At 54.8% G+C, this 19,389-nt stretch carries 12 protein-coding genes; 3 read left to right on the top strand and 9 right to left on the bottom strand.

What is annotated here, in order from left to right; all coding sequences use genetic code 11:
* Nucleotides 1-204 precede the first annotated feature (204 nt).
* Nucleotides 205-1,887, top strand: coding sequence for a T9SS type B sorting domain-containing protein (locus D3A97_RS13300; protein WP_119078977.1), 1,683 nt, complete (start codon nucleotides 205-207; stop codon nucleotides 1,885-1,887).
* Between the two features lie 97 nt (nucleotides 1,888-1,984).
* Here the strand turns inward: D3A97_RS13300 and D3A97_RS13295 are convergent, their stop codons facing one another.
* The 7 genes from D3A97_RS13295 to D3A97_RS13265 form a co-directional block, all read right to left on the bottom strand.
* Nucleotides 1,985-2,899 carry a hypothetical protein gene (locus tag D3A97_RS13295; RefSeq protein ID WP_119078976.1) on the bottom strand — a complete coding sequence of 305 codons (915 nt, stop codon included), beginning with the start codon at nucleotides 2,897-2,899 and terminating at the stop codon, nucleotides 1,985-1,987.
* A gap of 60 nt (nucleotides 2,900-2,959) precedes the next feature.
* A complete protein-coding gene (locus D3A97_RS13290; RefSeq protein WP_119078975.1) occupies nucleotides 2,960-3,784 on the bottom strand; it encodes an anti-sigma factor in 825 nt (274 codons plus the stop codon).
* A gap of 34 nt (nucleotides 3,785-3,818) precedes the next feature.
* Complete coding sequence (locus tag D3A97_RS13285; protein WP_119078974.1) at nucleotides 3,819-4,370, bottom strand: RNA polymerase sigma factor; 552 nt, start codon at nucleotides 4,368-4,370, stop codon at nucleotides 3,819-3,821.
* Nucleotides 4,371-4,503: 133 nt separating this feature from the next.
* The gene (def, locus tag D3A97_RS13280; protein ID WP_119078973.1) at nucleotides 4,504-5,082 is read right to left on the bottom strand and encodes a peptide deformylase; all 579 of its coding nucleotides are present in this window, start codon (nucleotides 5,080-5,082) and stop codon (nucleotides 4,504-4,506) included.
* Between the two features lie 46 nt (nucleotides 5,083-5,128).
* Nucleotides 5,129-5,545, bottom strand: a complete 417-nt coding sequence (ruvX, locus tag D3A97_RS13275) for a Holliday junction resolvase RuvX (RefSeq protein WP_119078972.1) — start codon at nucleotides 5,543-5,545, stop codon at nucleotides 5,129-5,131.
* A 4-nt stretch (nucleotides 5,546-5,549) separates the two neighbouring features.
* The gene (locus D3A97_RS13270; RefSeq protein WP_119078971.1) at nucleotides 5,550-6,419 is read right to left on the bottom strand and encodes a UbiA-like polyprenyltransferase; all 870 of its coding nucleotides are present in this window, start codon (nucleotides 6,417-6,419) and stop codon (nucleotides 5,550-5,552) included.
* A 9-nt stretch (nucleotides 6,420-6,428) separates the two neighbouring features.
* A complete protein-coding gene (locus D3A97_RS13265; RefSeq protein WP_119078970.1) occupies nucleotides 6,429-6,956 on the bottom strand; it encodes an RNA methyltransferase in 528 nt (175 codons plus the stop codon).
* A 57-nt stretch (nucleotides 6,957-7,013) separates the two neighbouring features.
* Here D3A97_RS13265 and mutS point away from each other — a divergent pair, with 57 nt between their 5' ends.
* On the top strand, nucleotides 7,014-9,611 hold the full coding sequence (gene mutS / locus D3A97_RS13260) for a DNA mismatch repair protein MutS (RefSeq protein ID WP_119078969.1): 2,598 nt from the start codon (nucleotides 7,014-7,016) through the stop codon (nucleotides 9,609-9,611).
* A gap of 368 nt (nucleotides 9,612-9,979) precedes the next feature.
* On the opposite strand, the gene D3A97_RS13255 is transcribed toward mutS, so the two are convergent.
* Nucleotides 9,980-11,686, bottom strand: a complete 1,707-nt coding sequence (locus D3A97_RS13255; RefSeq protein WP_119078968.1) for a SusD/RagB family nutrient-binding outer membrane lipoprotein — start codon at nucleotides 11,684-11,686, stop codon at nucleotides 9,980-9,982.
* An 18-nt stretch (nucleotides 11,687-11,704) separates the two neighbouring features.
* Nucleotides 11,705-14,989: a SusC/RagA family TonB-linked outer membrane protein gene (locus D3A97_RS13250; protein WP_119078967.1), complete on the bottom strand. Its 3,285-nt coding sequence runs from the start codon at nucleotides 14,987-14,989 to the stop codon at nucleotides 11,705-11,707.
* Nucleotides 14,990-16,137: 1,148 nt separating this feature from the next.
* Here D3A97_RS13250 and D3A97_RS13245 point away from each other — a divergent pair.
* Nucleotides 16,138-19,389, top strand: coding sequence for a SusC/RagA family TonB-linked outer membrane protein (locus D3A97_RS13245; RefSeq protein WP_119078966.1), 3,252 nt, complete (start codon nucleotides 16,138-16,140; stop codon nucleotides 19,387-19,389).

Genomic DNA, 19,389 nt, shown 5'->3' with positions numbered 1-19,389 from the left:
CCGCGTACATGACCTGCATACACCTGCGCCGGAATTTGCCGGGCCGCTGTAATAAATTCCGCCCCTTCGCCGTTTCTGAACATTGAAAGGCATCACCCCATGCCCGGCGAACCCCCGCCTGGCCCTACTGTGCCTTTAAATCCCGGTTAATTATTTTATTAAAAACATTCTACATATCAATATTTCTCCTAATTTAGAGGCGCCATGGTTCCGAAGAAAAACCTCCTTACTATTATGCTGGGCATGCTGCTGGCGGTGACCGTTACCGCCCGCGCAGGTTCCCGCCCCATGCTGACCAATTTCATCTATAATACTACCTGCACCGGCGAGGAGGTAGAATTTACCATTACAGACCCCCTTAACGATATTGACTCCGTAAAATGGTACTTTGTGAGCCCGCCGGCCCTGGCGGAAGACTCATCTGACCTTATCACGGGCGCCACCCACCGCTATGCCGCTCCCGGCACCTATACTGTTACACTTAAAGTTTACAGGAACGGGGTGGAAGACATCACCACCGTTCCTGTTACCATTGTAGACCGCCGGGGCGTAGACCTGGGGCCGGTGAACCTGACCATCTGCGAAAATGCCACCCACACCCTTACCGTGCCCTACGATGCTGCCGCTACCTATACCTGGTACTTTGCGGAAGACACGGTAACTGGCACCAACACCCACACCGTTACCGAACCGGGCACTTATTACGTGGCCTACAACGGCTGCAAGGAGCTGGATTCCATCAATATTTTCCATTCTCCCATCCCTGACATAGACCTGGGCCCCGACCGTATTTTGTGTACAGACGAGCTGCTGACCCTGGACGCCACGGCCCAGAACGCCACCTACCTCTGGAGCACGGGAGAGACCTCTCCTACCATTGTGGCCTCCGGCGTCACGCAAACCTACAGCGTATCGGTAGATGTGGCCGGCTGCGGCGTCTATACAGACGATGTGACCATCACTTTCCGCGGTACGCCCTACCCCTTTAACCTGGGGGCAGACACGCTGCTGTGCCCCGGGGAAACCGTGATCATTGACGCCTACCGGCCGGAAGCCACGGCCTACCAGTGGAACGGGGGCTCCCGCAACCCGCAGATCTCCGTGAACCGCGGCGGCACTTACTCCGTATTTGTGACCATCAACGGCGACTGCGACGTGGTGGATACCATGGAGGTGCGGTACAGCCGCCTGGGGCCGTTCAGCCTCGGCAACGATACCACGCTTTGTTACGGGGACTTCCTGGTGCTCAGCGCAGACCACGGCACGGGCAACTACCTCTGGCAAGACGGGTCTGACCAGGCCACTTACCATGTAGACAGTTCAGGATATTATTACGTACGGGTACAAATAGGCCGGTGCGTGGAGTCTGATACCATACGGGTAGATTTCCAGGACAGCCTCCGCGTGTCCCTGGGAGAAGACTCCGTGCTGTGTACCGGCGAAACGCTGCAGCTGGTGCCGCGGGGTGCCGGCAATAATTTCAAGTGGCAGGACAGTACGGCTACCGCCACGTTCCTCGTTACGCAGCCCGGCATTTACGCCATTGTTGCGCAGAATGTATGCAACCGCGCCACAGACTCGGTGAACATCTATTACCAGAACTGTGACTGTACCGTGTTTCTGCCCACCGCCTTTTCACCGAACGGGGACGGGCGCAATGATTATTTCAGGCCCGTGTACCGGTGCCAGATAGGGCAATACAAACTCAGTATCTATAACCGCTGGGGAGAGTTCATTTTCCATACCACAGACCCGCGGGTAGGCTGGAACGGGCTGTACAACGGCTCCCCCGCCGCCATGGCCACTTACGTATGGACGCTGGAGTACATTGATGAGCTGAACCTGAAAAAATATTCTAAAACGGGTACCATTACCCTGATCCGGTAGGAAGTGCTGCGCCGGGCGGCACACGCTTTGTTCAGCACGCTGCAAGGCAGCGTCGATACGCGATGCGGCACGGCCTAAATGCTGAACATAACGCCCCCTATTTTGTAAAGTCCGAGAACCTGGCCGTAAACACAGCAGTTTCCCGCTTTTTGAAAGGCACGTTCCAGGTGCCGTTGTAAGTAATGAGCGCGGGCAGCAACAGGTCTCCCATCTTCGTCATCTGCACGTTCATTTTCACATTAAAGTCAAAAACGAAGGTTTTGTAAGACAGGGAATACCTGCGTCCTACAATTTCCATGGTCTCTTTATTGAAGTAGGTGATCAGTTCGTCATACACAATTTCCGCCCTGTCCATAGCGCCAAGGTTTTTGCGCATCACGGCGCTGAACACGTAACATTCCGCACCGGCGTAGTTGGTGGCCGTAATGGAAAAATCGTAGTACCGCATCAGGTTGGGATCAAACACGGCTACCTTGCTGCCTACCACCGGTACGCCCGTAATGGGCTTGCCCGGGTTGAAGATGAGCTGCTTCAGTTGTGACTTGTGCCGCGCCAGGCTGCCGCGTGCATGCCCGCTTTCTTCATTGCACACGGTGCCCTTTGTGAAAAAGAGGTTGGCGTACAATTCAGCCGTGTAATAGTTGTAATCCCCTTTGCGGGTATAGAAATCCCCGGTGGTCTTTTCATCCAGCACCTCCATTGTACGGCAGTTGCCGTTCATGATCTGCCGGGTATGGGATGTAAGGGAGGCGATGGTCTTCCCCCCGGCCCTGTCTGTAATGCGGATATCATTATCTGCCGTAAAACCAACGATGCGGAGGTTCTTGAACGCCCGGTAAAAAGTGGTGTCCTCTTCCACCCGCTTGATAAAGCCGTTCACGTCAAAGCCTATACGTTTTGCATTGATCACCACTTCGTCCAGGTTAATGGTCATGCCTTTATAAATAGCTGTGTCCTGCGCTAAAACCGGGAGGCCGGGAAACAGGAATAACAGTAGCAGGGTTCTTCGCATCTGGCAAATGTAAGGAAATTTTGCAGGGGAGTTCCGGCGCTATGGCTGTATGCGCGCAGGTTAGCCGCCTACTCTGCCGGCCACGTACATGGCGGTGAGGGTGGGTGTGGGGCTGCCGCCTTTCTTTTCGAGGGTAACGGCGTAGAGCTGTGCGCCCGGCACGTATTTTACTTTCTGGAAACCTTTGGTGGCATCGCCCATGTCAAATACGCCGGCATCCACAGGTTTGTTGTTCACAATGCCCCAGAGCTGGTATTGCTGATCTGCGGGCGGTTCCGGCAGGTTGCTCACGGTGAGGTAGGCGTCTTCCGATCTGGGGATCATATATACCGTAGCCAGCAGGCCGGGGCGCGTTTTGGAAGCAGTGTACATGCGCACCATTTTCAGGTCTGACTGGCGCAAGCGCTCCAGCATTTGTTCCGCCTCCTGCATTTTGGTTTGATGTACGCCTTGCTGCGCCACCATTTTCTCCTGGTCAAACAGCAGTGCCTGGTATTTATTTTCCCACTCGTTAATGGTATTGCGGTAGTTATAGTTGAAGTAGATGCTGGCAATGAGGCCAATAATGGCGGCGGCGGCAATATATTGCCATACGGCGCCCACCATCCTTTTTTCCTTCACCACTTCTTCTTCCGGATAGCTGTAAGCCTCATCTGTAGCGCCTCCCGCAGGCACAATCGATTCAGCACCATCCGTAGTTAAACGCTGAAAGATGCGTTCTTTGACGGATTCGGGCGGCGCTATGGAAAAGAACTGCACATACCGTTCCATATCAAGCTGGGCCGCACCTACCGCGGCTTTCACTTCCGGGCTCTGCGCCATGGCGGTCTCCAGCTCACGGGCCTCCTGGTCCGTAGCCAGGCCCACCACGTAGCTTTCGATCAATCCGGATGATATGTAACGTTGTACGTCCACTTTGCTAGATCTGTTTAAGAATGTTCCTCAATTGAATGATCGCATTCCGCATCCTGGTCTTCACTGTACCCAAAGGAATATCCAGTACCCTTGCAATTTCTTCCTGGGTGCAGCCTTTGTAATAGGCCAGGTCAATAATAGTCCGCTGTTCTTTGTTGAGCTTTTCTATCACCTTGGCGAGCCCAAGATGGTCTACTGAAGGATGAACTGTTAACTGACTTGTATGTGCATATACGTCATTGCTCAACTCCTGGATTTTTTGGTCCAGCTTATGCGCCTTGGAACGGAGCGCATCTATTGCGGTATTACGGGCAATATTGAGCATCCAGGTAAACAGACGCCCTTTTTCTGTGTCATATTTATCCATGCTACGCCAGATCTTCAGGAATACTTCCTGCAGCACATCGCTGGCGGCGGTTTCATCATTAAGAACTTTGAGAACAACCCCGTACAGGGCGGGAGAATAGTGATCATACAGGTACCCGAATATTTGCTGGTCATGGTTTTGAAGTCCTTGTACCAGTTCCTGTTCAGTGTATGTATTAGCGGTGCTCAAAAGATAGAGGTCAGAAAATAACGGCACTAAAATAATGAAAAATGTTACAATATGAAATTATTAGGCATAATTATTTTTTATAATTGTTAAGGAAAGGCAAAAAAAAGAGGCCTTTTTCAAGGCCCCTTCCGTATTACCTGGGAAAGCTCATTTTGTAATCCACTTTCACTTTTCCTTTTGAAATATCGTCCAGCTTGCCTTTCAGCAGGCGTTTTTTAAGCGGTTTCAGGTAGTCTATGAACAGCTTGCCTTCTATGTGGTCATATTCATGGAAAATAACGCGGGCGGTAATGCCATGAAAAGTGCGCTCGTGCTGCTTGAACTGCTCGTCCATATACCGGATCTTCACTTTTTCCGGGCGGCTTACGTCTTCCCGGATCTTGGGGATGCTGAGGCAGCCTTCCTGGTAGGGCCATTCATCGCCATCGGTTTCAATAATACGGGCGTTGATGAACGCCTGCTTGATGCCGTGGTCCCCGGGGTAGGCGTCTGTTTCGTCTTCGTCCAGGTTATTGATGATCTGCTCGCTGTCCACAACAAACAGGCGGATGGGCCTGTTCACCTGCGGAGCGGCAAGGCCTACCCCGCTGGAAGCGTACATGGTTTCCCACATATTGTCTATGAGTTGCTGCAAACCGGGGTAATCCGGCGTAATGTCCTGGCTTACCTCTCTTAGTACCGGGGCGCCGTAGGCTACTATTGGTAATATCATGTTATAATTTCGTAACAGGAAAATGCAAAAATAGGGATTTTAGCCTTTACCCGGCGTGGTATTGCAGGTACTCCTGCAACAGGATGGTGGCGCTGATCTCGTCTACCAGGCCCTTCTGCTGCCGGTCTTTCTTTTTCAGGCCGCTGTCCAGCATGCTCTGGAAGGCCATTTTGGAAGTGAAACGTTCGTCCACTTTTTTTACCGGTATTTGCGGAAAATGTTTGTGCAGGATGCGGATGCATTCCTCCACCAGCGGCGTGGCATGCGTGTTGCTGCCGTCCAGGTTGCGCGGCAGGCCGATCAGGATCAGCTCCACCGCTTCGGCGGCGAAGTACTTTTTGAGGTACGGCACCAGCTCGTGCGAGGGAATGGCGCCCAGCCCGCTGGCAATGATCTTGAGCGGGTCCGTTACCGCCAGGCCCGTGCGTTTTTTTCCGTAATCGATGGCTAATATCCGGGGCATATGATTATTTGAAGATCAGCATGTCTGTAATGGCAAATACGGCATACACCACGCTGGCAACGCCGTTGGTGGTCATGAACGCCAGGTTCACGCGGGAAAGGTCTGCGGGTTTCACCAGCCGGTGCTGCATGAACAGCATCAGAATGAACACCCCCGCCCCTATCCAGTACAGCCAGTGGAACGCGCCCAGCAGGCCAATGGTAACGGCCAGCGCGGCCGCGGCCAGGTGCAGCCCTTCGGAAAAACGCAGGCCCCCGGCCTTGCCCAGCCATGCGGGGATGGAATGCAGCTGCTGAGACTTGTCAAACTCCTCGTCCTGCAGCGCATAAATAATATCAAAGCCGGATACCCAGCACAGCACCATTACGCTCAGCAGCACCGGCAGCAGGGCAAAATAACCCGTTACCGCCAGAAAAGCGCCCACGGGCGCCAGGGAAAGGCCTACGCCCAGCACCAGGTGGCACAGGGCGGTAAAACGTTTGGTATAACTATAGCCCAGCACTACCAGCAGCGCCACGGGCGAAAGGAAAAAACAAAGGGGATTGATGAACCAGGTGGTGGCCATGAACAGCAGCGCATTGCCGATCACAAAATACAGCGCATTGCCGGAAGAGATGATGCCCGCGGGTATCTCCCGCTTTGCGGTACGCGGGTTCTTCTTGTCAAAATCAGCGTCCAGCCAGCGGTTGAAGGCCATGGCCGCGCTCCGGGCAAAAACCATGCAAAGTACTACCAGCAGCAGCTTTGTCCAGTCAAAAGAATGCCCCGCCAGGGATACCGCCATAAAAAAACCGATCATGGCAAAAGGCATGGCAAAAATGGTATGGCTGAACTTCACAAGCGAAAGGTAGTTCCTGATAGTGGTGGTGGACATGGTATAATTTTACTTTTTTAATTTACAGAACAGGTCCCATATTACAATGCCGGTGCTCACGGAAATGTTCAACGAATGTTTCATGCCCAGCTGCGGTATTTCAATGCAGCCGTCCGCCATTTTCATCACTGCAGCGTCCACGCCGGACACTTCGTTGCCGAACACCAGGGCCAGGGGCGTATTGACCGGTTGAAAATCGTGCAGCATCACGCTTTGCGCCGCCTGCTCTATGGCCATTACGGCATACCCTTCGGCTTTCAGCGCCTGCACCGCCTCCACCGTGGTGGGGGCATACTGCCAGTCTACCGTTTCCGTGGCGCCAAGGGCGGTTTTCTGGATATCCCGGTGCGGGGGTACGGGGGTATACCCGCACAACACAATGCCCTGCAACAGGAAAGCGTCTGCCGTTCTGAACACGGAACCCACGTTATGCATGCTCCGCACATTATCCAGCACCAATACCAGCGGCGTTTTATTGGCCGCTTTAAACTCCGCCACCGTTTTCCGGCCCAGCTCATGCATATCTAACTTGCGCATGCCTGCAAAGATAATTTTAATTACCGAACGGAGCCGCCGGCTTCTTATATTTGCCGCATGGCTAAAAGTAAATCCGAAGAAACGCCCTTAATGCAGCAACACAAAGCCATCAAGGCCAAATACCCTGATGCGGTGCTGCTTTTCAGGGTGGGCGACTTTTATGAAACTTTCAACGAAGACGCGGTGATCGCTTCCCGGGTGCTGGGCATTGTGCTCACCAAACGGGCCAACGGCAGCGCGGCATTTATTGACCTGGCGGGTTTCCCCCACCACTCGCTGGATACCTATCTCCACAAACTGGTAAAAGCCGGCCATCGCGTAGCCATCTGCGATCAGCTGGAAGATCCCAAAACCGTAAAAGGCATTGTGAAACGCGGCGTAACCGAAATGGTGACGCCGGGGGTGGCCGTGAACGACAAACTGCTGGAAAACAGCCATAACAACTTCCTGGCCGCCGTGCATTTTGGCGCGGAGCAGACCGGCGCGGCCTTCCTGGACATCAGCACCGGCGAGCTGCTGGTGGCGCAGGGCAGCCTGGAATACATAGACAAGCTGCTGCAGAGCTTCCGCCCCGCAGAATTGATCTTTGCCAAACAGCAGCAGAAACATTTCCGCCAGACCTTTGGCAGCCGCTTTTACACCTATACGCTGGAAGAATGGATCTTCACCAACACCTATGCGCGCGAGATCCTGCATAAACATTTCGAGACCCATTCCCTGAAAGGCTTCGGAACAGAAGACATGACGGAGGCGGTGATTGCCGCCGGCGCCACCATGCACTACCTGAAAGATACCGAACATCCCAACCTGCAGCATATTACCAGCATGCAGCGCATCAACCAGGACGATTTTCTGTGGATGGACCGCTTTACCATCCGCAACCTGGAGCTGCTGCAAAGCACGGTGGAGCAGGGAAAGACCCTGCTGGGCACGCTTGACCATACGCTTACCCCCATGGGCGCGCGCCTGCTGAAACGCTGGACCGTGTTCCCGCTCCGGGACATCCGCCAGATCAACGAGCGGCTGGACGCGGTGGAAGATCTCATCCGCGAAGCGGACCGCAGCATTGCCCTGGGGCAGCACCTCAAGGTAGTGGGAGACCTGGAACGGGTGGTGTCCAAAATTCCCCTGAAAAAGATCAACCCGCGCGAGGTGACGCAGCTGGCCAAAGCCCTGCAGCAGGTGTGCGAGATACAAAAGCTGCTGGAAAACACCACCAACCCGCTGCTGCGGCAATTGCTGGAACAGCTGGACCCGTGCGACAGCATGCTGCAGCGCATTCTGGCAGAAGTGGCAGACAACCCGCCCGTGCTGGCCAACAAAGGCGGCGTGGTGCGCGAAGGGGTGAACAAAGACCTGGACGATCTGCGGGCCATTGCCAGCTCCGGAAAGGAATACCTGCTGCGCATCCAGCAGCAGGAATCGGAAGCCACCGGCATCCCCTCCCTGAAAGTGGCCTTCAACAACGTGTTCGGCTACTACCTGGAGGTGACCAACACCCACAAGAACAAGGTGCCCGCCAGCTGGATACGGAAACAGACCCTGGCCAACGCGGAGCGGTACATCACCCCGGAGCTGAAAGAATACGAAGAGAAGATCACCGGCGCGGAAGAAAAAATACTGGCGCTGGAAATGCAATTGTACGATGCGCTGCTGCTGAGCCTGCAGGATTACATACAACCCGTGCAGCGCAACGCGCAGGCGCTGGCGCGGCTGGACTGCCTGCTCTGCTTTGCCCACAACGCCGTGCAGTTCAAATACCGCCGCCCCCAGGTAACGGAGGCGCATTACATTGATATCAAAGACGGCCGCCACCCCGTGATAGAACAGGGCCTGCCGCCGGGAGAGCACTACGTGGCCAATGACATCCTGCTGCACCAGGACGAGCAGCAGGTGATCATCCTTACCGGTCCCAACATGAGCGGTAAATCCGCCCTGCTGCGGCAAACCGCCCTCATTACCCTCATGGCGCACATGGGCAGCTTTGTGCCTGCCGGCGCGGCGGAAATAGGCCTTACCGACAAGATATTTACCCGCGTAGGCGCGTCAGACAACCTGAGCGGCGGCGAAAGTACCTTTATGGTGGAGATGAACGAAACCGCCAGCATCATCAACAACATCACTTCCCGCAGTCTCATCATACTGGACGAAATAGGCCGCGGCACCAGCACGTACGATGGCATTTCCATTGCCTGGAGCATTGTGGAATACCTGCACAGCATGACGCCGCACCGCCCCAAAACCCTTTTTGCCACGCACTACCACGAGCTGAACGAACTGGAGAATACCCACAGCCGGGTGAAGAACTTCCACATCACCAACAAGGAAGTGGGCAACAAGATCATATTTCTCCGCAAGCTGGCGCAGGGCGGCAGCCGCCACAGCTTCGGCATACACGTGGCCAAAATAGCCGGCATGCCCCCGCAGCTGATCAACCGCGCCAACGAGATACTCAGCCAGCTGGAAAGCCAGCATATTGAAGCGCCCATGCAGCAGATAGCAGCGCCCACGCATAAAGTGCAGCTCAGTATTTTTGACGCGCACAGCGATACCTTCCACACCATCCGGGAAAAACTGGCGTCTGTAGACATTAACCGGTTAACGCCGGTAGAGGCGCTGCTGAAGCTGGGAGAGATCAAGGATTTGTTGCAGTAGCAAAACATAGTTACATAAAAAGGGCTGACCTGAAAGCATATCGCTGCTTCCAGGTCAGCCCTTTCCTGTTTTATGTCAGAAAGCAGGTTGCCGGCAGGTTATCTCAAGGTTTAGGCAAGGATGAAGCATAGATAACTTACCTCTATATAGAGGTATAATATGGATGAGATATCCTTGTGACATGGGTGGGATATGGGTAAGATATCCTACCTCAAAGCCAATAGCAGCAACACTTTTAACCTTAAGCCACTATCCAGCAAAAACACTAACCAGCTGAAAATCAGCTACTCATGCTCTACCGGAAAACAACAGCGGCCCGGAGCATCCGCCCCGGGCCGCCTGTTTATTGCAGTGCAAATTTTACAGTTCTACTGCTTGTCCCACCATACGCGGCCCGTAATATCGTTCGGGCTGCCGTATTCTCCGGTGGCGCCCATGGCTGTGAGCGCATTGTTAAAGTTGGTCATGTTGGCGGAGTTGGGCGTAGGCAGGATCCAGCGGCGGGGAATGACGCCTTCCGCACCGCCTATCAGCACCGGCTCCAGGGAAAGGATGCCGCCTTTTTTGGGAATGCCCAGGCGTTTCCAGGAGCCCCATGCTTCCCAGGGGGATTTGAAGTGATGCAGGAAAACCTGTACGCCTATTTTTTCCAGTTGCTCATCTGTGCCGCCGGTGAGCGCAACGCCCGGCTGCTGCAGGTAAGCGGTGATGGCCGCGGGGTCTACCGCCGTGTATTCCACAATGCCGGCCAGTTTACCCATGGCATCGTAGGCGTTGATGGAGGCGGTAACGCCTTTGTTATACCAGGCTGCCGCATCTTCGGCAACAATGCCGCGTACGGCCAGCTCTGCCAGCATGAAACATTGTTCCGCGTAAGTAACCAGCGGCTGGGTGTACTGGCCATCCGCGCCACCGTCTTGAGACAGGTCGAACAAACGGTTCTGGTAGCGGGTCAGCGTATCTACCGTCACTTCTTCCTTTCTGCCGCCGGCAAACACCAGGGAATAGGTTTTGGTGCCGAACAGGCTCAGGTATTGCGGCAGGTCCCGGCTGTCAGGGCTTACCGGCAGGCCTACGTAGCGCTGCGGGTTATACACGGCCGTTTCGGGGAAACCGCCGCCTGACTTAATATAGTTGAAACGTTCTTCCGTCATGCCGTTCTTCTTGTAGAAGAGGGACAGGCGCGGGTCTGCCTGCGCCTGGAGGAAAGCCAGCATGTTGATGCTGGCCGCGCTGGCATTGTTGCCCTGGGAGTTCCAGTTGCCGCCGCGGGCAAACTGGGTGCTGGAAATGAATTTCCACTCATCCGCGTTGCCGGCGTAAAGACCGGCGGCGCTGGCCAGCACTTCTTCCGCTACCTGCCTGGCCTTTTCAGGATCGCGCTTCAGCAGGCGCATCGCAATTTTCAGGCGCAGCACGTTGGCCGTTTTGGCGTAGTTGGCCGGCGCGGTGGCGGCGTTGGTGTAGAACATATCGTAAGTACCGTAGCTGATCTGGCCTTCAGCAGGCTTCAGCAGGGAATCTACGGCATCTTTCAGCTCGTTGTCAAACGTGTTGAACAGCTGCTCCTGGTTGTCGTACACCGGGGTGAAGTTGGCCGTTTCACGGGCCTGCAGCGCCTCCGAGTAAGGAATGGAGCCGTTGGCGTCAGATACGCGGAAGGCCGCGTATACCTTGTGTATTTTGGCAATAGCGCTGATGTTGCGGTATTGCGCCCGTTGTGCGTCAGGCATTTTGTTCACCAGCTTCTCAATTTCCACCAGGTTGCGGCCAATGGTGGTGTAAAAGGCCTGGTAGAAATTATTGGTGTTCTGCCCGCCGAACATACCGGCGGCATTGCCTTCCGGCGATGCTACGGTGAACTGCATCCAGCGCATGAGGAAACCATAGTTGTCGTAATACCAGTCAAAGTCGCGGTCTACTATTGCTTTCTGCGAGCTGGTGATCATGGTTTCGGGCAAAATGGAGGGAGATACTTCCGGGTCTGTATTGTACTCAGCAAAATCTTTCGTACAGGCGCTTGCCATAGCGGCCATAGCCAGTACGCCGATGCCTATTTTATGTTTGATGTTCATGATCTTCCTTTTTAAAAATTAGAAACCCAATTGAATAGTGAGGGCCATGTTGCGCACAAAGGGCGCGCCGCCATACTCGGAGAATGCGAAAGTGCTGTTGTTACGCAGGCCTTCCGGGTTGATATGGTCCGGCAGGTTGTTGAACAGGTAACCGAGGTTGCGGCCGGTGAGCAGCACCCGGGCCTTGTTCAGCTTCCAGCGCTCCACCAGTTTGGCAGGGAAGGTATACCCCAGCGATACTTCGCGCAGGGCCACGTAAGAGGCGTCAAACACGGATGCCTCGCGGATGCCGATGCCCCACTCCCCTATCATGCTGTAATACTGGTAAGGCGTTAAAGGCGTTACGTAGCCTTTATCATAGGCCTCGCGGTAGGTCATGCCGCTTACGTCCTGGCTGAGGCCGGTGGCGGTAGTGCCTTTCATGCCTTCGCCGAACACGCCGTCAGGGATCATGCCGTCGTTACGCTGTACGCCGTCCTTATCCGTCCAGGCAATACCGCCTGATGCGGCATCGCGCCCGGGCAGCGTGCTTTCAATAGTGCCGCGGCCGGTACCGTACTGGTGAGAAGCGGAGAACATGTCTCCACCCATGCGCGCCTGCAGCAATACGTTCAACGACCAGTTCTTGTAGCTGAAGCTGTTGTTCAGGCCCAGGTTGAAGTCTGGCGTAATATTGCCCACTTCCGCGGTGCTGCGTTTGAACTGCACGGGGAAGCTGGCTGATCTTTCAATAACGGGTTTGCCGTTTTTAGCGGGGTCTGCTGACACGTACGGGGTGTAGCCGTAGTTGGTGACCAGCACGCCGTAGGGGCGGCCTACCTGGGCTACCACCCTTACGTCCTGGTCGCTGCCCATTTCGTAGGTATCGATACCGGGGTCAAGCGCAATGATCTTGTTGGTATTGCGGCTGCCGTTGAAGGTAACGTCCCACTGGAAGTGCTTGCCCTGTACGGGGCGGCCGTTGATGGCCAGCTCAATGCCCTTGTTGCGGAAGTGGCCGGCGTTGATGAACTTGTTCTTTACGCCGGATTCTACCGGAACGTCCAGCTTCAGTATCTGGTCTTTAATGTCTGACTGGTACAAGGCCACATCCAGGCCCAGGCGGCTGTTGAAGAACCTGATGTCCGCGCCTACTTCGTAAGAGTGGGCCATGGAAGGTTTCAGGTTATCGTTCGGGTACGTGTCTTTATTATACGGATAATAAAGGTACCCGTTGTTGATACCGCCGTTCCACAGCTCTTCCATTACATAGCCGCTGTTCAGCTGGTAGGGATCGGTATCACCGCCCACTACCGCGTAAGAGGCCCTTAACTTGCCGTACGTGATCCAAGAGGGCAGGGCGTTCTTGTACGTTTCGGTAAACTCCCAGGCCGCGCTCACGGAGGGGTAGAAATAAGAGAAGTTACCGCCGCCGAGGGGGTACGCCAGAGAAGAAGACCAGTCGTTACGGCCGGTTACGTCCAGGAAGAAGGCGTTCTTGTAAGACAGGCTGGCCGCGGCAAACAGGGAGTTGATCTGTTTGCGGGGCAGTATTTTGTTACCGCGTGCGTCTACCGTGCCCACGCTGTTGCTGATGGTGAACTTGCCGGGCACCAGCAGGCCATTGGTAGTGCGCGCGCTGTACTCGTTACCAATGCCGGAGTTCCAGGTCTCGGCGCCCAGGTTTACGTTGAGCGTGAAGTCATCTTTCATTTTCGGAGAGAACATAGCCATACCGGTAAAGGTGTATTGCGTTCTGTTAACGCCGCTAACGGCATAGAGGCCGCGGGCCCCGCTGAAGTTGGGTCCCCAGCCCAGCTCGCGCCGGTCATCCTTGTTCTGTTCGTTGCTGAAGGTACCGCGCAGCAGGAATTTCAGCCAGTCTGTTGCGGTGGCGGTCAGGTTCAGGTTACCCATAAAGAGGTTCTCTTTCCTCTCCCAGGTATCGTGGTTGAGGCTGAACCAGTAGTCCGCGCCGGGGTATTGCCCCAGGTAATCGTCCATGTTGCTTAAGCCGGGGTTGGGGCCCAGGTAGCGGGCTGCCCAGTAAGCGGGGTCGTAGTTGCGGGGAAATACATAGATCCATTTACGGCCAACGTTCTGGTTGGTATAGTCACCCCCCTGGCGGGTGGGATTGAGCGTATTGGAAAATGCGTAGGTGATGCCGCCTTCCGCGGAGAGGAACTTGCTCAGTACCGCGGAAGATTTCAGGGAAAAGGAGTTCCTGTTAAAATCGTTATTGGGCATTACGCTGTTATTGGAAAGGCGGGAGTAAGAGAAGCGGAAGTTCGCTTTATCGTTACCGCCTTCCACGGCCACATTGGTGTTGTAATATTTACCCAGCTGGTAGCCGTCCATGGCATTATCCGGCATGGGGCTGAAGGGCACAATATCTCCATTGGGCAGTTTGGCCATCTGGCCCTCCATGCGGGGGCCAAAGCTGTTGCCGCCGGGCACCACCACGTTGTTGCCCTGCGCATCTTTGCTGAAGGTACCGTTGGTACCGCCGCCATATACGTTTTGCAGGGCAATGGGCGTGCGGTATACCTGCTCGAACTGCACCGTCTGGCTCACTTCCACGCCCAGGCCTTTGCGGGTGAGGCCTTTTTTGGTGGTGATGAGGATGGCGCCGTTGATAGCGCGGGAACCGTACAGCGCGGTAGCGGCGGCGCCTTTCAATACGGATACGGACTCAAACTCGTCCGGGTTGAAGTTCTTGAGCACGTTACCGAAGTTCACCGCGTCGTCCGCCTTGTCGTTCTCAAAGATCACCCCGTCTATAATGAAGATGGGCTGGTCTTTGCCGTTGAGCGATTTGGCGCCGCGGAGCACAATGCGGTTGGCAGACTGCGGGCCGCCGGCCGCGCCGGAAATGTCCACACCGGCTACTTTGCCCTGCAAGGCGGCTACCGGGTTGATGGAGTTGGTTTTGGCAATCTCGGAACCTTTCAGCTCCGTCATGGCGTACCCCAGCTTGCGCGCTTCACGTTTGATGCCGAGCGCGGTCACCACTACCTCGTTCAGGTTCTTGGAATCTTCTTTCAGTACAATGTTAAGCGGGCCGGTGCCGGCAGGCGTTTCCTGGGTTACATAGCCCATAAATGAAAAAACCAGTGTTGCAGCGGGTTGCACACTGATTTTAAAAGAGCCGTCCGCGGCGGTCATGGCGCCGTTAGACGTACCTTTTTCCTTTACCGTAACACCGGGCAGCAGGGTGCCGTTGGCATCCCTGACGGAGCCGGTAACTGCTTTCTTTTCCTGTGCCCGGGAGAGGGGGGCAAAGCAGAAAGACAGCAACGTGGCGAGCAGCAGAATTCTTCGCATAGCTTCCTTAGATTTTAATTTGAGAACTGGTTACTGTAAACAATAGTTATCCCTTTATTGGCTGATAGTTGACGGCCATGCGTCAACCAGCATACAATACAATGCCTGGCCGCCCGCATGGGGCGGCGGTTCCGGTGTGCGGCAGTGCGGCCGGGCAATTACCGCGTACACGGCAGCGCCCGCCTGCTACGGCAGTTCCGGCTACATAGAAACGGCTGATAAAAACGGAGAGATGGTTTCCTGCTACCTAAAGTGTGGCGTATCTCTGTCAGCGTTGTTCACTATACTCCGTTATTCCGGAACAAACAAAAAGTGAATAAATCGTTTTATCGATCTTCCCTTTTAAAAACCTGTACATTGCGCCCGTGGCCGGTTTGCAGGTAATTTTCTGATTGCATAAAACGATTTAGCAATATGCAATAAAAAAAACCTGTGACCGCCAACGCTCTCCATTTTCTGCTTCACGCACAAGTTTGCTGTTCTGAAAAACGAACGTCTGCAACTTAGTTAAAGTTGGTTAACGTGCAAAGCAAAATTTAACTTTTTTTTGATGAAGGGTTTACGCGGCGTTCATCTTCCTGAAAATACTATCATTTTGTGCGAATTTGATATGGGTTATAACGTACATCAGGAGGAAACCCGCTCCCACCCCGCGTTACCGTCACTACACCATCTCCCGGGCAAGGCTGCACGTTTTTAGGGGAGCGATCAACTTCTCTTGTATGGACAGCGGCCGCAATTAATTGATAAATGGCATGGTTATTAGCAAAAAACTCGCTAAGTTTGGTATGTACGAATCAAAGAGAGAACGGGGAAAGGGATGGACCTGCAAACAGGCTTTTCTTTTTTTTAACCGGCATCGCTAAAACGTTTTACTCTCCCCATCAACATTTGTTTACCGTCAGAACGGCCAAAATCAACCCGGCAGGAACGAACATTCCGACAACTGATTTGTTTACCACCAGAACGGACACATTCAACCAAAACAGAACAGACGTTATTTAACACCTAAAACGAACAGTGAACTACCTGGGGGTACCCTCCATGAATGCGTGCCCCTCAGCTGCTACCAGACACTATTTTTCACCAGACACCATGCGGAGTGACGTCACTCCCACAGGCTATTTTTTATCTAAAACAGTTGAACAATGAAAAGAACGCTACTCCTCGCGGTGGTCTTGCTGACCCTGTGCGTACAGGTTTCCCTTGCACAGGAAAAGAAGGCCATCACCGGCTCCGTCAGCAACGCCTCCGGCACCCCGCTGCCGGGCGTCACCATTTCAGAAAAAGGCACCAGCAACGGCACCATTACCGGGGCAGACGGCTCCTTCCGCCTCAGCACCGCGCCCAATGCCACCCTGGTGTTCAACTTTATCGGCTACACCCGCCGCGAAGTACCGGTTTCCGGCCAGTCCGTCTACAACATCACGCTCAGTGAAGATGTTACGGGCCTCAATGAAGTGGTGGTAACGGCGCTGAACATCAATCGCGCAAAAAAATCCCTCGGCTACTCCCAGGGTACCATCAACACCGAAAAGCTGGAAAACATCGGCAGCCCCATCAACGCCTTCGGCGCCCTCTACGGGCAGGTGGCCGGCCTCAAGATCACCTCCACGGCGCTGGGCCCGGCCGGCGGCATGTCTATCAACATCCGCAACGCCGTATCGCTCTACGAAGGCTCCACCAACCGCCCCCTGTTCGTGATAGACGGTATTCCCATGCTTGACTGGCAGACAGACATCAACCGAAGCACGGGCAACGGCCTCAATGACCTCAACATGGACGACATTGCCTCCTTTGAAGTGCTGAAAGGCGCCAAGGCCGCCGTGCTCTACGGTTCACAGGGCGCCAACGGCGTAATACTCATCACCACCAAAAGCGGCAGCAAAAAGAAAGGCTTCGGGGTAGACGTGAACCTCAGCCACTCGCGTGACAACGTATGGATCATGCAGGAGTTCCAGAACGAGTTCGGCTCCGGCTTCCCCGCCGCCTGGGTAGTTCCCGGCACCGTGGATGCGGAAGGCTTTTACCAGCGTTTCGGCAAACAGGCCTACTACCCTACCAATTATAACTTCGGGCCCAGGATGGACGGGCGGCAGATACTCTGGTATGACAGCGTGATGCGGCCCTATGTGGCGCAGCCCAATAATATCAAGAGCTTTTACCGCAACGGCTTCACCAACTCCGCCAACGTTGCCCTGCAGGGCGGCAGCGAAATAGGCGGGTTCCGCATTTCCTACACCCGCCGTGACTATAAAGGCATCTTTGAAGGTTTCAAGCTGCACGACGACAATTTCAACTTCAACGGCAACATCAAGATCACCAACCGCGTCAACTTCAAGCTGGTGAGTACATACGCCACCACCTTCAACCACAACGCCCCGCCCACCAACCAGGACGTGTTCGTGACCTACGGCGTGCCCCGGCAGCTGGACGTAGACCTGCTCCGCACGCAGATCGTAGACAAGGAGAACGACAATTATTTTTGGTGGTACATGAATGACCGCAATACCCGCTACCCCGTGGGCGGCATTGTGCGGGACGGGCTGGCCGGCAACTACCTCTGGAACCAGACGCAGAACGACTACGATAATACCCGCAACCACTTCATCAACTCCGCCACCGTCAGCGTAGACATCGGCCACGGCTTCCGGCTGGAGCTGCTGGGCGGCTTTGACTGGATCACCAACAAGAACGAACAAAAAGAAAAGGTACGCCGCCCCCTCTCCGTGGCCAACGGCGGCCGCTACTACCTGTCTAACAGCACAGACGTGTTCTACAATGGCCAGGCCGTACTCAGCTACGAAAAACAGGTGACCTCCAACTTTGATATCAACGCCTTTGTGGGCGGTGTAATACAGCGCCGCACCAGCGAGTCTACCAACAGGACCACACCGGGAGACGGCTTTATTACCCGGGACTGGTTCTCTTTCCGCAACGCCAAAACAACCCCGGTACTGAGCGATGATACGCGCCGTTACAGCCGCCTGTACGGCCTCTTCGGCTCGGTGCAGTTTGGCTGGAAAGGCTGGCTGTACCTGGACCTGCAGGGGCGTAACGACTGGTCTTCCATCCTTCCGCCGCAAAACAACTCCTACTTCTACCCAGGCGCCAGCGTATCCTGGATATTCAGCGAGGCACTCGAAAAACCGGCCTGGCTTAACTTTGGCAAGTTCAGGGTATCCTGGGCAGACGTGGGCCGCCCCGGCCCGGAATACTTCGCCAATACCGTGTATGACATTGGCAACTATGGCGGCGTTGTTACCTACGCCCCGCGGGCAGACCTGCCGCCCACAGACCTGAAGCCGGAACGTAAACGGGAGCTGGAGCTGGGCATTGAAACTAAAATGTTCCACAACCGCTTCGGGCTGGAAGTGAACTATTACAACGGCAATACGTACGACCAGATCATGGGCCTCAGCGTGGCGCAGGCCAGCGGCGTAAACACCACCCGCATCAATGCAGGCCAGATCGGCCACAGCGGCCTGGAAGTGATGCTGACCGGCACGCCCGTGCAAGGCAAGAACTTCAGCTGGGAAACCGTGCTCAATTTCCATAACGACAAGCCCAAAGTGAAAAAACTGGCCCAGGGCATTACCTCCCAGGGCCTCTGGGGCATGTCTGGCGCCTCCGTAGTGGCCAAGGAAGGCCAGCCCTGGGGCCAGATCATTGTAAGGCCCTACCGCACCAACGACCAGGGCGTGCGCATCACCGAAGGCGGGTACTACTCCACAGACCCCACCAAGGAGGAAATAGTAGGCAAGGTACTGCCAGACATCCTGGGTGGTTTCAACAATACCCTCCGTTACAAAGGCCTGGAGCTGAACTTCAACATAGACTTCCAGTTCGGTTCCACCCTGGTGTCTCAAACCAACATGTACATGGTAGGCAACGGCTCCGCCAAACAGACCGTGACCTACCGCGATGAAGCGCATGGCGGCCTGCCCTACTACATCAACAACGCCGGTGCGTTTGTACAGCTGCCCAGCCATACCGCCCCGGTGCCGGCAGATTCCAAGTACCCGTTCATTATGCACGACGGGGTGATACTCCCCGGCGTGGAAGCAGACGGCAAACCCAACGAGACCATCATCACCGCGGCAGACAAACACTCCTACTATTGGCAAACGTTCATGGACATTCAGCCGGATATCGTTTACAAAAACGATTATATCAAGCTCCGGAACATTGTGCTCACGTACAACTTCCCCAAACGGCTAACGGATAAAATGCATTTTGAAAGGCTGGCCATTTCCGCATTTGCCAATAACCTCTGGTACATCTACAAGACCATGCCCAATGTAGACGCGGAGGCATTGAACGGCACCAACGTATTCTTTGAGAACAACGCCTTCCCCTCCACCCGGAGCTATGGGGTAGGTATCAGGGCTTCATTCTAA

Origin of the sequence: Chitinophaga alhagiae, assembly GCF_003568665.1 — a bacterium.
GTDB lineage: Bacteria > Bacteroidota > Bacteroidia > Chitinophagales > Chitinophagaceae > Chitinophaga > Chitinophaga alhagiae.
Note: the sequence above shows the minus strand (reverse complement) of the source record. Positions and strands in the feature narration are given on the sequence as shown.